This is a genomic window from [Clostridium] ammoniilyticum (genome assembly GCF_025566905.1).
GTDB classification, from domain to species: domain Bacteria; phylum Bacillota_I; class Bacilli_A; order Erysipelotrichales; family Coprobacillaceae; genus Faecalibacillus; species Faecalibacillus intestinalis.
Genome location: NZ_JAOQJR010000010.1, coordinates 33,384 through 49,357 on the forward strand (window position 1 = coordinate 33,384; position 15,974 = coordinate 49,357).

Below are 15,974 nucleotides of genomic sequence, written 5' to 3' on the forward strand. Positions count from 1 at the left end.
TACCTACTTTTACCAACATGTAAAATTCATTAATTTTCAATTTCTTTTCTTTTAATATATTCTGTAATTATCTGTTGATAACTTTGCAATTGATTTATATGTTCGTTATATTTTTCACTATTTAAACATTTTCTTTTTGTCGATAAATTAATTATATTATTAGCCTTTTCCTCTAGGCCTGTTTTCCTTTCAGTACCAACAATCACTTGCCCTTTATTAGATAACAAAAGTTCCATAGATTTGAAAATACATTCCAAATTATCTTCATCTTGTCCTTGCTGATTTGGAGTATCTATAACATAAAAATTAAATGGATTTTCTCCTCTTTCTAAATTATACAAATATAGCGCTGATTGATACATATAAACCAATCTTGGTGTTTCACTACCAGTATGATCAATAACTTGAACTAGATCTCTAAATTTTATGTATGTTAATGGAAGATTAATTTTTTCTGCAAATGTTTTACATTTATCTTTTAATTGCATAGTAATTTCATTTTTACGTTTTTTAGATTTTATTTCTTTTATTTGTTCATCTAATGCTCCTATTTCACCTATTAAATTCTTATATTTACTTTCTATTTTTACTAACTCTTGTTTACATTTATTATATAATTCATACTTTCCCTTATTCTTATATAATTCTTCATATGATAACATTTCTTTACTATCTTTTATTAATTCTTCATTTTTTAAAATTTTATTTTTTATGTCTTCATATTCATTATTAAAATTCATTAACTGTTCTTTAAAGTTATTTATTTTATCTTCTAATATATTTCTTAATTTTTCACTATTCTCTAAACCAGCACTCAAGTTTAATTGCTCATTTAAAGAATTTTTGTGCTTTGTACCACATATTGGACAAATTATTTCTTCATCTTGCTCCATTGCAAACGAAATATCTTTTTGCGTTTCTTCTATATTTTTATAAATATTATTTAATTCTATTTTTTTCATAAAAATATTATTATCAAGTTTAATCATTTTTTCTTTAATTGAATATTCTTTTTTTCTTAAATCATCTGTATCATTTCTTAATTTTATTAATTTTTTTTGAACGTCATCAACCGTATTCAATTGATTTAAGTTTTCTAGTTGACTTTTCTTTTTTAAATCATGAGATATACTATTCACAAACATTTCATTGCTTTTGAGTTCCTTCAATTTTTCTTCTTTATCATTGCTAAGTTGTATTTTTTTTGCCTTCAATTTATAATAATCATTATTTAAGTATCCTGTAATAAATTTATTTGTATCGCCTTTCCAATCTTTGATATATCTTACATTTTTGAATTCATTTCCTATATCAGACCATCCATCATCCTGATCAATATATTGAAATCTAAACAAAAGAGGTGTAGTTACATTAATTATCTCTGAATTATTTGATATAACACATTGCATATTAACTTCGAATATTTCCATCAATTTATCGCAAAATAGTTGAAATTTTTCAGTATTAATTACACAAGTATAATTGTTTTTTTCTTCCTTCATAATACTAAACTCTTTACCACATCTAAGTACGCAGTATTGTTCATCTCCATACTTAAAATACAACAAATATGTTGATATCAAATTTTTCCAATCCTTTTCAATTTTAGAGCAATCACAACCAAGTGCAGTAAAAATACTTTTTATAAGAGATGATTTCCCTGTTTTATTTCCTCCAAGTATTATATTTAAACCTTTTTTAAAAGGTACTTCTAAAGAAGATTGCTCACTTCTACTTATGACTATTAACTTTTTTAATAATAATCTTTTCATTATTTTTTTCCTCTTGCTTTCTTAAATTTCTTATTAATAAACGATATTGTCTTTCTTTTATATTATCTCTTACTATATTCATATTCATAATAAAGTACCTCAACCAACTTTCTTAAGTTATCTATTTGTATTTTATATTCATATTTATTATCATTTAATTTTTTTACACATGATTCATATACCTGATCTATCCCTCTTTCAAAATTATTATCAATAACTTCTTTCAATGCTAATATAATTTGCTGATATTTAAGCATTGACATATTTTGCCATTTCAAATCATGCTGATTTTTTTCATCTAAAATTCTATTAACATCTTCGTTACTTATTCCTTTATCAATTAAAAAGAAATAAAATCCCCCTATATCATTTTGCTTTATTATTTTTGAATCTATTTGATTCTTAATTCTACTAATATCTATTCCTTTTTTATCAATAAGTTTTCTAAAACTAATAGGAGGATATACCTTTTCTTTACTTTTTTTCCTAACATCTTCAACCAATTGATTATAAATAGCTTGAGCTGTTATCATAGATATATTTTTAGTAATATTATCAAAAAATTCACCTTTTGTCTGTGATTCATATGTATCTAGCTGTAAATTTGATTTTGATACAAATGTGTTCTGAATAAACTTATCAAATACATTATCAAAATTATCAATTTTATCATTTTTATATTCATCTTTAATTCTAAATTTTATTTTATTATATAGTTCATTATCTTCTTCTTTTATATTCTTTTTATCTTCGATACATGCTTGCCATTTTTTTACATCGCTATCAAAATCTATATTCGAAATAAAAAAACATGATTTACACTCTGACCCAAAAGTTAAAAAATTATAAAAAATAAATCCAAGGAATGACTTTTTATTTTTCGCTTTTTTTGACATTTCAGAAATAGTCCAATTATTATTTTTCTCTTTTGTTTTAATTTGAAAAAAACTATAATTTTTATCTTTATCGTATTCAGCCATATCATCATGATATTCACAAAAAACTGTACACATTTTTTCATTTTTGAAATTTTCAATAATATGATAAACAATCCAATGTACTTGATATTCAAATCTATTATATGAATCTGATCCTGCCTGTTCTCTTTGATTTGTATCCAATACTTTACTCATTTTCGTTACTCCTTTTTTGTATCCGTTTTTATTTCTATAAAAAAAGAAATAGATAACACTTATTATTATTATACAACTTGTGTTATCTATTTACTGTTTTCGTTCACGAACGGCTACTTTTCGTGCGTGAACGACATGTATTTACTTTTATTTACAACTTTTTCTTAATATTCTATTGCTTATCAATATGCCCATTAAAAAACCTAAACTATTATGAATAATATCATCAAACTCAAATAAACCTCTACATAAAACTAATTGCAATAACTCAATAGAAAAAGAAATACCAATACCTATCAATAATCCTACCTTCCAATCTATCTTTTTACCATATGCTAATGGTAAAAAGATCCCAATTGGTAAAAGCATAACAATATTTAATATATTTTCCAATAACAAATCATATCTAGAAGCAGTTCCTAATCTCCCTATAGGATGAATAATCTCTTTCCAAGACCAAAATACTTCCAATTGATATTTTCTAGTACTTGGTAATCTAGAAAATACTGTCGATCCATAAACATGTAAAAGATAAATAATAAATAAGATACTAAAACACATTTGTGTTTTAGTTATCTTATTCTTTTTATAATATCTTTCTAATATGATAAAACTGATAATCATTACAATAATTACAGTTATTAATTCTATTTTACTCCATTTAGGATAATGAGAAATAATGGTTTGAAATATATCCAATGTTTTAACTACTAATATACTGTATATTTATACAATATACTTTTTCCTTTCTACCAACCTTGGTCATTATTTGTATCTTATTATTGTACAAGATACAAATAATGTAAACATAAAATTTAGATCAAATAGCAAAAAAGCAGCCCTAAATTTAAGGCTGCTAGCTTATTTTATTCATTAATACTACTTTGTTTATAATCACTATTCCTATTAAAAAACCTAAACTATTATGAATAATATCATCAACATCAAACATTCCTCTACATAAAACCAATTGCATCAACTCAATAGAAAAAGAAATACAAAAACCTATCAATAAACCTACCTTCCAATTTATCTTTTTACCATATACTAATGGTAAAAAGATACCTAAAGGTAAAAGCATAATAACATTTAATATATTCTCCAAGAACAATTCATATTTTGGATATGTCGTATTCATTGAATTTAATATTTCTTTCCATGACCAAAATACTTCTAACTTACATATTCTTTTACTTGGTAATCTAGAAAAAACAGTAGATCCATAAACATGTAATAAATAGATAATAAATAAAATACAAAAAAACATTTGTATTTTATTTATTTTATCTTTTTTATAAAATCTATCTAAAATAATAAAGCTTATAATCATTACTATAACTACAGCAATTAATTCTATTTTACTCCAATGAGGATAATGAGAAATAACAGTTTGATATATATCCAATTTAATTTACCTTCCTATCACTACTTATTATTGACAATATCTTGAATATGTTTACTTACTTGATCATGTAAATCTTCTCTATCTAAAGAAAAATCGATTGTTGCTTTGATAAATCCAAATTTATCTCCTACATCATATCTCTTTCCTTCAAAATCATACGCATACGCTGCTTGTCTATCTAATAATCTTTTAATGGCATCTGTTAATTGGATTTCTCCTCCTGCTCCCTTTCCTTGTGTTTCTAACAATTCAAAGATTTCAGGTGTCAATACATATCTCCCTAAGACTGCTAGTTGACTTGGTGCTTTCTCTACTGCTGGTTTTTCTACCATATCTGTTAGTTTTACCAGTCTTCCTTTTGCTGGATGTGATTTTGATGGTTCTACGATTCCATATTTGCTGACATCTTTTTTATCGACTGTTTGTAATAATCAGGATCTCTTCGAGGTCTTTCCATATTGTTCTATTAATTGTTTTAAAGCTGGTTTCCCTTCTTTATTGACAACAACATCATCTCCTAATAAGACTGCAAATGGTTCATCTCCAATGAATGATTTAGCACATAGAACTGCATGTCCTAATCCTTTTGGTTCCTTTTGTCTGATATAGTAGATATTGGCCATATCTGCTATATCTTGGATCATTTTTACTTGTTCTAGTTTTCCTGATTCTTTTAATCTTTCTTCCAGTTCATAGTTTTTATCAAAATGATTTTCCATTGCATGTTTATTACTGTTTGTAATAATCAGGATCTCTTCTATTCCACTGTCTACTGCTTCTTGAATGATATATTGGATTGTTGGAATATCTACAATTGGTAACATTTCTTTGGCGATTGCTTTTGTTGCTGGTAGAAATCTTGTTCCTAATCCTGCTGCTGGTATAATTGCTTTTCTTACTTTCATAACTTCCTCCTCAATATAATAATCAACAGTTATAAATTATTATTTTTTATTTTTTTGACATAAAAAAATAAAGTAATGTCGCTGAGTAAAAAATACTGCTGGTTAGTAATGATATAAATAAAAAGTTTTGTTTTTTTACTTATTATCGAATATCGATAATAAGTAAATAAGCTAATTGTATGATGCAGAAAAAAGACAAAATAAATATGTTGGAAAACTTACATACTTATTTTGTCTTTTTCATATTTTGAAGTACTTAAAAATTATAAGTCACTATTTTATAGTTCTAAAATTAAATATTTTTAATCAGTTAAACCTAATAACCAGTCTCTTGCATTAATACGTCTAATACCATCATATTGAATTTCTGGATCTTCATCCATTGTTAAAATAACTTTAGGATAATGATCACGAATAGCTTGGAGTGGTCTTAATTCTCTTTGAAGTGTTTTTTCATCTCTTACAGTAAGAGCTACCTGATAATAAATTGTACCTTTATGATTTTGTGCAACAAAATTAACTTCATAATTATCAATTTTACCAACATATACATCATATCCTCTTCTAAATACACAACATTTTCTAAAATATGTCCTGTATCCATCATTTTAGAGCCCAATAACATATATCTCATCCCAATATCCACAATATAATATTTTTCTAGTGATTTTAAATACTCTTTTCCTTTAATATTATATCTTTTAGCTGGATATATAATATAACTTTCACTGAAAGCCTCTAAATACTTTTCTACGGTCCTTGAATTTATTTTTCTTCCCAATGATGTCATTGTATCTGAAATTTTTTTAGATGATAAAGGATTGCCTATATTATCAAATACAAATTTTAAAACGCTCTTTAACATCATTGTATCTGTTATATTTTTTCTATGGACAATGTCTTTTACAACAATTGTATTATAAATACCTTCAAGGTATCACGTATTTCATCAGGTTGATTCTTTAACTGAAGAGCATATGGAAATGAACTATTTTGTAAATACTCTGTATATTTTATTCCTCTATCATTCATATTTCCTGTACTTTCCATATATTCTTTAAAAGATAACGGCAACATTTCTATTTGAATATATCTTCCTGAAATCATTGTCGCTATTTCACTTGATAACATATAAGCATTAGACCCTGTTACATAAATATCTACATTATCTTTAATATAAAGACTATCTAATACTTTTGGAAATTGATCTACATTTTGACTTTCGTCCAAAAAGATATACGTCATTTTATTTGGTATAAGTTTTTCTTTTAAATAATTATATAATTTTTTATAATTTGTTAATTCTTCATAATCCAAATCTTCAAAGTTAATAGTTACAATTTGACTTTCTTTAACTCCGTTATTTTTTAAATAATCTTGATACATTTTTAAAAGTACTGATTTTCCACATCGTCTTACCCCTGTTACAATTTTAATCAATTGTTTATCTTTCCATGTTATTAACTTGTTTAGATACTCTTTTCCTTCGATAATCATAAATGCATCACCTCTTTATCACATTGTAATACAATAAATATTTAAAATTAAAAAGTTTTTGTACTGTGATACAAAAACTTTCAAAACTATACATTCTATTACATTATTATCTATTAACCTATTTCATTAGCAGCATGATAAGCTGTTCTAATAGCACTTGCTATATCAGCAGTTCTTTCACCAGAACAATCACCTACATATACATGAGGAATTGTAATAGATGAATCATCAAAGATATTTTTCTTTGATCCTAAAGCATTAATAATTGTATCAGCTTTGATTTGTTCATTTGCTGTATAAACAATATTATTTTCAATATGATCTACTTTTGTATTCACTAATTGTTTTACATTATGATCTGCAAAGTCTTTCATCATTAATGGTAAAACAGTTGTAGATTCACCAGCAGCAATTTTATCCATCATTTCTACAATTGTCACTTGATGACCTTTATTTGCTAGATATTCAGCAGTTTCAGCACCTACTAAACCTCCACCAATAACCACACAATCACCAGTAACTTCTTGTCCGTTTAAAACATCCCAACTTGAAACAATATTGCTGTTATCATGAGGAATTGGCATTTCCATATTATGTGCCCCTACAGCAATAATAGCATAATCATAACTATTGATATCTTTTGCTTCTTCATTTAAATGAATATCTACATTTAATGTAGGTAAGACTTTTTGATAATATTCAACACTTCTTAAGATTTCATTTTTTCTTGGTGGAACAGAGGCAATATTGATTTGTCCTCCTAAATGATCTGCTTTTTCAAATAAAGTCACCGTATGTCCTTTAACAGCAGCAACTCTTGCTGCTTCTAACCCAGCAATTCCTCCACCAATAACAACAACTTTTTGAGGATTATTTGTTGGTTTAATTGAAACAGTTGCTTCATTTCCATTTTCAGCATTTAAAACGCATGAAATGTATTGTCTATTTTGAATTGCATCAACGCATCCTTTATTACAGTTTAAACATTCTCTAATACATTCACCTTTTTTCACTTTTAAAGCAATATCAGGATCAGTTAATAAAGAACGTCCATAACCAATCATATCAGCATCTCCATCATTTAAGATCTTTTCACCAGCTTCTACACTTACCACTCTACCTACTGTTGCTACTGGAACAGAAACAACTTCTTTAACTTTTCTAGCAACTGGTAATGTCCAATTATAAGGAACATCTCCCATTGGCGGAATCGTATCACCCATATTTCCTGTATGGTTGGCTTGAGCTACTTGAATCATGTCAACGCCTGCTTCTTCTAATTCTTTAGCAAAAGCAATTCCTTCAGCTTCTTTTAAACCACCTTTACCTCTCAAACTTCCATCTTTATTTAAAGTAATAATTGGAAGTTTATATTCAATTGTTAAATCAGGTGCAGCTTCTTTAATTGCTTTAACAACTTCTAAAGCATAACGAATTCTATTTTCAAAAGAACCACCATATGCATCACTTCGATGATTTAATACTTCAGAACATAAAGAACCTAACAAACGATCGCCATGAACTTCAATCGCATCAATACCAGCAAGCATTGCTTTATGCGCACAACTCGCAATACTTTCTTTAATTTGATTTAATTGTTCAACTGTTGCTTCATTTACAAAATGTTGCATATCATGATGTAATTTAGCATAAGCATCTTTGGTCATCTTTTGTGCTAATTCAGTTTGTTTTACAGCTTCTTCTTCATTTCCTTCAGCTTTTGCTTTAGCCGCATTTTGACGAGCTATTCCTGCTTCCATAATCATTTTTCCAACACCAGGAACATCATATTCTGGATGGAAGATTTGTAAAGCCACTTTACAATCATATTGATGTAATGTATCCGCAAGTTTTTTAAAGGCTGGTATTTGTTCTTCACTATAAAGTTTTGGTGTTGGTGATGCTGTACGTACAGGAGCTACGTCACCAATAACAACATAAGAAGCCCCGCCTTTCGCTAATCTTTCATAAAAACTTAAACTTCTTTGACCAATAGATCCATCTCTTTCTTCATACCCTGTTGTAAGAGGTGGAAACATAATTCTGTTTTTTAATGTCATTTTCCCTACTTGGATTGGTTCTAATAGTTTCATATTATTATATCTCCTTTGTTATTTGATATGCATTTGTAATAGCATCTTTTAATGTTCCTACTTTTTGACAATCACCAATTAAATGCGCATTTTCAATTGGTGAAGCAACTGGATTATAACCAACTGCAAAAACTAATGTATCAACATCATCTAAAACATATTCTTGATGATTCTTTTCATATTTAATTGTATTTTCATCTACATAAGTGATCTTTGAATTTAATTCAATTTTCACACCTTTTTCCATCATACGTCTTGTAAGCAATGATTTCGTTGCTCCAGATTCCCCTGTCATTAATCCTTTAGTCATTTCAATTAAAGTAATATCTCTATTTGTAGGGAATAAATCATTAATCAATGGTGCTAAATAATCTGCTGTTTCACAACCAACAGAACCACCACCAATAATTACGATCTTTCTACCTGGAAATTTTTTACCAGATAAAATATCATCAGCCGTCATTGTTTGTTTAAAGACTTTATAAGGTTCGATTTCTTTAGGTGTTGCTCCTACTGTTGTAATAATTTCATAATCTTTAAATTCATTTTCAATCATTTCTTTAGTCACTGTTGTATTTAAACGAACATCAACACCTGTTAATTGGCTCTTCATATATTTAACTACTTTAGTAATTTCTTGTTTACCAATAGGCACACAAGCAATATTTAATTGACCACCTAAACGATCACTTTGTTCACATAAAACAACTTCATGTCCACGTTTTTTAGCGACATAAGCAGCTTCCATTCCTGCTGGTCCACCACCAACAACAAGTACATTTTTCTTAACAGGAGCTTCATCAATTTCTTCTTTTTCAACAGCTGGATTGACTGTACAACTAATTGGTTTACCAAACATAATTCCTGTTAAACATCTTCCACAACCAATACATGGTCTAATTTCATCTATTTTTCCTGCTTTTGCTTTGTTCGCAAATTCACTATCACATAAATTAGGACGACCAATCATACACGCATCACAAACACCATTAGCGATTAACTCATCTGCTACCCAAGGTTCGTTGATACGCGAAACTGTTGCCACTGGAATAGATACATGTTTTTTAATTTCTTCACTTGCATGTTTATGTGGTGCCGGAGCTGTTCCACTTGCTGGCATTGAACTTCCTTTTTTAATGGTATTTCCTCCAGAAACATGAATAAAGTCAACGGTTGCTTTTTCTAATTGTTTAGAGACATAGATCATATCATTAAGTGTTAAACCACCATCACTGTATTCATCTCCTGAAATACGCACATCAATGATAAAATCTCTACCACATTGTTTTCTTACTTCTTCAATAACTTCTAAAGTTAAACGTAATCTTCCATGAATATCTCCACCATATTCATCTGTTCTTTTATTATATAAAGGTGTTAAAAATCCTCCTAATAAACCATGTGCATGAGCAGCTTGGATTTCTACACCATCTCCCCCTGCTTTTTTAAAACGTAAAGCAGCTTCACCAAATTGTTTAACAATTACTTTTAATTCTTCTTTTGTTACTTCTCGAGGGGCACTTTTAGCATAATATGGTCCTACATTTGAAGGAGCAATCAATTGTGGTGTCCCAGGAATTGGAAAAGCCATATAAGCTGGATGAAAGAGTTGTGATAAGATTTTAGTATCATATTGATGTACTGCATCTACAAGTTTTTTCCATCCAGGAATATAAGAATCATCATAGATTGACATATCTCCTGGTAAATATGTATATGTAGGTTCTACAGTTGTAACTTCAGTTACAATAAGTCCTACTCCACCTTTTGCTCTAGCTGCATAGTGCTTTACTAACGCATCTGTTACATAACCTTTATCTGCAAGATTAGTTGATAAAGGTGGCATAAAAATACGATTTTTTACTGTTGTATTTCCTATTTTAATAGGTGTAAATAAATGTTCATAAGTATTCATAATACATCTCCTTTTTCCTCATGTTTATTTTATCACAAGTATTTCCCAAAAACGTTATCATTTCTAGCTATTTACATCTATTTTTTGTCATCAAAAATAAAAGCAAGGACAAAATATCGTCCTTGCCAGCAAATACCATTAAGCTTCAAAATATTTTTTTATTTCTAAAACTTCATCTTCAGAAACTTTTAACAATTCAACTGCTTTTGAAAACGAAATACTTAAGCTATTCATCAAATTTGTTATTAATTCAATATTTTTCTTTCTTCTTTCCAATTTTTGTCCTTGTACTAGTCCTTGTTCAAGCCCCATAGAATGTCCTTTTTCTATATTTTCTCTGGCTATCATTTCCCCTAAATTACACATCTTTTTAACCTCCTTCTCTATTTCTTCAAATCCATATTCTTTCATAACTTCTTTCTTTATCAAAAGATCGTATGTATTATTTAAAAATATGACTAATGGTGTCTTGATCCAATCACTATCTTCATACTTATCTTTGATATCATGATCTTTATTTAAGTATATCATAATCTGTTCGCTTTTATCATAACTTTCTAACCTTTCAATAGTACTTCCGCTGATATTGTGTTCATTTGTTTTATAACAATTGACATGTCCATCTCGCTTTTTAGCAGCTTGTGGAAGTATCCATATGACATAGGTCTTTTTCATTCCATCATAGTTTCTATAATCATATTCCTTTCCATTTTGACTGGTAATCATTCTTGAAAGATAATCATTTCCTCTTGTTAGTGGGGCATAGCCGGGATTCTCTACATTTTGTATCTCTACATCTAGATAAATTCTTTTCATTGTTACATCAGCTTGTGGCAGATTGATACAGCAGAAATAATCGAATTCCACTCTTCCATGATGAGCAATATCGATGACATTATTTAGCTGTTGGAAATAAGAATTCCCTTCCTGATCCTTCTTTCCTTTAATAAGTTCAATGATTTCTTCTAAAGATACATCCTCAGCTTCTTTAATAAATCCTTTAATGATCCTTCCTAAGATTTCAGGATGTCCTAATATTCTTTTACAGAGTTTATCAATCATGATGATATGATCATTTGATGTGATTTCTAATACTTTTTCCATTTAATTTTTCCTCCTATTATTATATAGACAATTTTTTGATCTTTTTCTTTTTATTTTTTAAAAAAAGTAAAAAAAATAACAATAAATGATTGTTTTTATTGTTATTTCTTTGGTTTAATAGTTAAAATGTTATTTTCTTGTAATAAAGAGAGTTGATCTATATTTTTAAATAAATATATGCTTTGTTGATTTTCTTTATCTATATCAAGATATTCATCTTGATATAGATGATGATCATTTATTAAATGTTGAATCAAGGCAATTTGTTTTTGATCCAAATGCATTCTTTGTTCCTTATTTTCCTTATTATATTTCAAGTTTTTTTGAAATTGTTTACGATAAACACTTGGTGTAATCCCATATAAATCTTTAAATGCTTGACTATAAGCCTTTGCAGACATTCCACAAGAAAATGCAATCTCATCAATTGAATCCTTTCCTGCTAACAGTTTTTCTAATGAATGTCGTATTCTTACCATTGATAAATATTTTACAAAACTAACACCTGTATATTTTTTAAATAAACGTGAAGCATAGGAGATACTAAAAGAAAGATTTTGAGCAACATCTTCTAAATGAATATCTTCTTGGTAATGTTGATCAATGAATAAAATAGCTTTCATATAATTTTCATGATTTTTAGAAGAAAGTGGTAAATTTTCTAAAGAAAATTCTTGATCTTGACTTATCATATAAATCAAATTAGAGATTACTAAATTTAATAAATAAATATTATCTTTGTTTTCAATAAAATGTAGAAGCAATATTCCTAATTGTTGTTTTATTTGAAATAATAGAGATTTATTTTGATTTTCTCTACAAATAAGAGATTGAAAACTATGATCTATATCTCCTACCATATAATGAGGTAAATAAGAAAAATCAATATGTAATGTTAAAATAATACTTTCTTTTTCATTCATCTTTAACATATGAATATCATTAGGAGCAATAATAGCTAATTCATGTTCATAAATAACAGTCGACATTTTTTCTGTAATAACTTCATAACTTCCTTTTAAAACATAAGAAATTTCTAAAGAAGATTGTCTTGAAAAAACTTGTCGATCAAATTGATTAATACTTAGACTTAATGGATATTCAAATTTTTGACCCGAAAAGTCATAATAATAATTCATATTTTGCATAGTCTCATCTCTTTTCATTAACATTATTATATCATAAAAAAATGGTTAGTTTTCAATACCAACCATTTCATTTTCATAAAAATTTGCTTTATTTTCATACATTTTAGTATCTGCTTCTTTGATGAGTTCATCAACATCGTTTATATTATAGCACCAAGAAACACCTACAGAACACGAAATACCATTTTGTTCTAAATACTTCTTTGATTGTTCAACTTGCTTTATAAAGCTAGCTTCTTTAACATCTACTGAAAGAACAACAAATTCATCCCCACCAAAACGATAAGCTTTTCTAGGAAAACACTCATTGATCAAATAAGCAGTTTTCTTTAAAACGGCATCACCTTCTAAATGTCCTTGTAAGTCATTGATCTTTTTTAATCCATTTAAATCAAAATAAGCAATACCAATATCCTTATTTTGACTTTCTTTAATCTTATCAATTCGTTCTATCAAAGCATTACGATTAAAAATATGTGTCATTGAATCTAAATAACTCATTGCTTTTAACTTTTGTTCCTGTTGTTTTCTATTCATACTCTCAGAAACAAAGAAAACAACCGAAGATAATAAGCTACTATTATCACATCTTCTTCGTGGATTATCAACACCCAAAAATCCAGTAATAATTTCATTTTCTATCAAAGGCACTGCAATAAGACTCGTTATATTTTGTAATTTTAAAAGACGATAGGTTTCAGAATTTTTATCAACCTCATCTTCTAAACTTTTTAAATAAAATGTTCCATCAACCTTAAAACGATCTAACCAATATTGAATAGTTTCTAAAGAAACGTTTTGCAAATTATTTATTTCCGGAGTTGCCCCTTCTTCTGTATACTCAAAAAGATTAGATGTCGTATTTTGTTCATAGTCTATTTGAAAAATATAGGCACGATCACCTTGAAAAAACTCAGTAATAAGACATAACAAATCATTAATAGCATCATCGATTTCACTATGATAAGTTAAAGCATGAATACATCTATTTAATGTCGTTGCTGCAAGTAAAGATTCTTTTAATTCTATTTGACTTTTTTCATACTTTTTTGACATTCGATAATAAACAATTACAAAAGTCATCACAAGTAATAAAACAAGCATAAAAATAACAAGTAACGGATATTTTTCTATTGCTTCAACTATCATACTAACAACCCCTTTCATTATAGATTATATTCACATGTCAATTAAAAAAATGTCGGTTTTAGACTAAATAATTTTATAGTTTTTCCTACATTTTTATTTTATTCTTTACAGCAACCATCAATATTTATTACAAATATAAGTGTCTGCTGCAAATACATTAGCAGGCACTTGTGTAAAGATTATCATAACGTAAGTATACTTGCCATTATTATACTTATCCTTACATTCATTTTTTCTTTTTTTGCTCTGGTATTTAAAATAGATTATAGTAAATAATTCCATGTACATCTTTATTTTACTATTTATAGCACCTTATTTTTAAATTAGGTGCGAAATGTCGTTTTTGAGGTGTGAAATGCAAAAAATAAATATCATATTTTTATGATAAAAAAGGGACAAAATAAATTTTGTCCACATGGTAATAATCTTTGAAGATTATTACCTTTTTTTAAAATGTTAGTTGGTGATTTTATGATTGATGATACTAACTATGCTGACTGCCTTGCTTGTGAAGAAGCTTTTGATACCAAAAAAAATAAAATGAAGAACTTTTCTTTTATTTACTATGAAAAACTCAGAAAGACATGGATGTATCAGGCTCTTGGTCTTCTTTCTAAACAAAAGCTCAAACATTTTCATTATCTTAAATAGAGATTCTATGATGAACTTGTAAACGGCTTTTATGTCTACGCTAAAAAGAAAGAAAAAGACAATGATGACAATAATATTGATGATTGCGTCAACTACATTACCAGATACACTTCCAGACCTCCCATGGCTGAAAACCGCATCATCAAATATGAAGATGACAAAAAGATGATCAGATGGTGGTACAACCGTCATGAGGATGAAAAATATATCGAAGTATATGAAAATGCTGAAAACTTTATAAACAATCTTATCCTTCACTGTCCTGATGAAAACTTTAAAATGATCAGATGCTATGGTTTCTATTCAAACCGGAATAAAAAGTTGCTTGAAAAGATATATGAACTTTATGGCATAAAAAAGAAAAAGCGCATCAGAAATCTGAAAGAAAGAAAAAAGATTTAAAAAACAAACTTGACCATCTAAAATACCGCACACACATGATAGAATCATTTCAAAAAAATACTCTTTTATGTTCATGTGGCAATCTCATGAAATGTGAATATACATAGGTACCCCTAATGACAGACTCTACAGTGAAAAATGCATCAATGATTGCAGAAGATACACTTATCAAAATGAAACATACTGCTTATGGCCATATTGCCAATGTTCCTAACTGAATCATTGGTGAATTGGCAGAAGAAGACAGAATCTCCAGTAAACATGGTGAAGTTGAAATAGAATGTCCTGTATGCAATGGTCCTAAGAGAAGAATCAAATAACCACTGTATGATTGCAGGATAAAAAAATTTATACCAGATCACACAAATATATCATGGTATTTTAGTATGAATTTTTATATGCTATTTCCCACGCATTCAAATTCTTAATAAACAAAAAAAGAGTCATGAATGACTCTCTTAATTACAATTACTGGCGGTCTGGACGGGACTCGAACCCGCGACCTCCGCCGTGACAGGGCGGCATTCTAACCAGCTGAACTACCAGACCAGTAATCTATTCAAATGGTGGTTCCGGGCGGAATCGAACCACCGACACGAGGATTTTCAGTCCTCTGCTCTACCGACTGAGCTACGGAACCATTAATTGGCGGTCTGGACGGGACTCGAACCCGCGACCTCCGCCGTGACAGGGCGGCATTCTAACCAACTGAACTACCAGACCAAAAGATAAAAATGGCGGAGATTGAGGGATTCGAACCCCCGCAGGACGTTAATCCTCTGCTGGTTTTCAAGACCAGT

At 28.4% G+C, this 15,974-nt stretch carries 12 protein-coding genes, 3 tRNA genes and 2 pseudogenes; 2 read left to right on the plus strand and 15 right to left on the minus strand.

Annotated elements, in window-relative coordinates:
• Positions 1–29: 29 nt before the first annotated feature.
• From OCV55_RS09895 to OCV55_RS09945, 12 genes and pseudogenes are all read right to left on the minus strand, one after another.
• The gene (locus tag OCV55_RS09895) at positions 30–1,772 is read right to left on the minus strand and encodes a hypothetical protein (protein WP_147580512.1); all 1,743 of its coding nucleotides are present in this window, start codon (positions 1,770–1,772) and stop codon (positions 30–32) included.
• A gap of 62 nt (positions 1,773–1,834) precedes the next feature.
• Positions 1,835–2,905 carry a dsDNA nuclease domain-containing protein gene (locus OCV55_RS09900; RefSeq protein WP_147580513.1) on the minus strand — a complete coding sequence of 357 codons (1,071 nt, stop codon included), beginning with the start codon at positions 2,903–2,905 and terminating at the stop codon, positions 1,835–1,837.
• A 147-nt stretch (positions 2,906–3,052) separates the two neighbouring features.
• Positions 3,053–3,604, minus strand: coding sequence for a VanZ family protein (locus OCV55_RS09905; RefSeq protein ID WP_267309900.1), 552 nt, complete (start codon positions 3,602–3,604; stop codon positions 3,053–3,055).
• Positions 3,605–3,761: 157 nt separating this feature from the next.
• Entirely contained in the window at positions 3,762–4,310 is a 549-nt protein-coding gene (locus OCV55_RS09910; protein ID WP_147580514.1) for a VanZ family protein, read from the minus strand.
• A 20-nt stretch (positions 4,311–4,330) separates the two neighbouring features.
• Positions 4,331–5,215: pseudogene (galU, locus tag OCV55_RS09915) on the minus strand (UTP--glucose-1-phosphate uridylyltransferase GalU).
• A 472-nt stretch (positions 5,216–5,687) separates the two neighbouring features.
• The gene (locus tag OCV55_RS14115) at positions 5,688–6,083 is read right to left on the minus strand and encodes a DUF4143 domain-containing protein (protein ID WP_394802861.1); all 396 of its coding nucleotides are present in this window, start codon (positions 6,081–6,083) and stop codon (positions 5,688–5,690) included.
• Between the two features lie 35 nt (positions 6,084–6,118).
• Entirely contained in the window at positions 6,119–6,712 is a 594-nt protein-coding gene (locus OCV55_RS14120) for an ATP-binding protein (RefSeq protein ID WP_256187431.1), read from the minus strand.
• Positions 6,713–6,825: 113 nt separating this feature from the next.
• Positions 6,826–8,805: a bilirubin reductase, long form gene (gene bilR, locus OCV55_RS09925; protein ID WP_147580515.1), complete on the minus strand. Its 1,980-nt coding sequence runs from the start codon at positions 8,803–8,805 to the stop codon at positions 6,826–6,828.
• Between the two features lie 4 nt (positions 8,806–8,809).
• The gene (locus OCV55_RS09930) at positions 8,810–10,720 is read right to left on the minus strand and encodes an oxidoreductase (RefSeq protein ID WP_147580516.1); all 1,911 of its coding nucleotides are present in this window, start codon (positions 10,718–10,720) and stop codon (positions 8,810–8,812) included.
• A gap of 138 nt (positions 10,721–10,858) precedes the next feature.
• Positions 10,859–11,824 carry a hypothetical protein gene (locus OCV55_RS09935; protein WP_147580517.1) on the minus strand — a complete coding sequence of 322 codons (966 nt, stop codon included), beginning with the start codon at positions 11,822–11,824 and terminating at the stop codon, positions 10,859–10,861.
• A gap of 101 nt (positions 11,825–11,925) precedes the next feature.
• Entirely contained in the window at positions 11,926–12,972 is a 1,047-nt protein-coding gene (locus OCV55_RS09940) for a helix-turn-helix transcriptional regulator (protein WP_267309901.1), read from the minus strand.
• A 45-nt stretch (positions 12,973–13,017) separates the two neighbouring features.
• Entirely contained in the window at positions 13,018–14,121 is a 1,104-nt protein-coding gene (locus tag OCV55_RS09945; RefSeq protein ID WP_267309902.1) for a GGDEF domain-containing protein, read from the minus strand.
• Positions 14,122–14,592: 471 nt separating this feature from the next.
• On the opposite strand from OCV55_RS09945, the gene OCV55_RS09950 reads away from it, so the two are divergent.
• Positions 14,593–14,772, plus strand: a complete 180-nt coding sequence (locus OCV55_RS09950) for a hypothetical protein (protein WP_147580520.1) — start codon at positions 14,593–14,595, stop codon at positions 14,770–14,772.
• 39 nt (positions 14,773–14,811) lie between these two features.
• Positions 14,812–15,174 (plus strand): annotated as a pseudogene (locus tag OCV55_RS14125) (transposase); the annotation flags it as partial.
• Between the two features lie 472 nt (positions 15,175–15,646).
• Here the strand turns inward: OCV55_RS14125 and OCV55_RS09955 are convergent.
• The 3 genes from OCV55_RS09955 to OCV55_RS09965 all read right to left on the minus strand — a co-directional run bounded on the left by OCV55_RS09955 (position 15,647) and on the right by OCV55_RS09965 (position 15,897).
• Positions 15,647–15,723 (minus strand) — tRNA-Asp (locus OCV55_RS09955).
• Positions 15,724–15,738: 15 nt separating this feature from the next.
• A tRNA-Phe gene (locus OCV55_RS09960) sits at positions 15,739–15,814 on the minus strand.
• Between the two features lie 6 nt (positions 15,815–15,820).
• A tRNA-Asp gene (locus OCV55_RS09965) sits at positions 15,821–15,897 on the minus strand.
• Positions 15,898–15,974 lie beyond the last annotated feature (77 nt).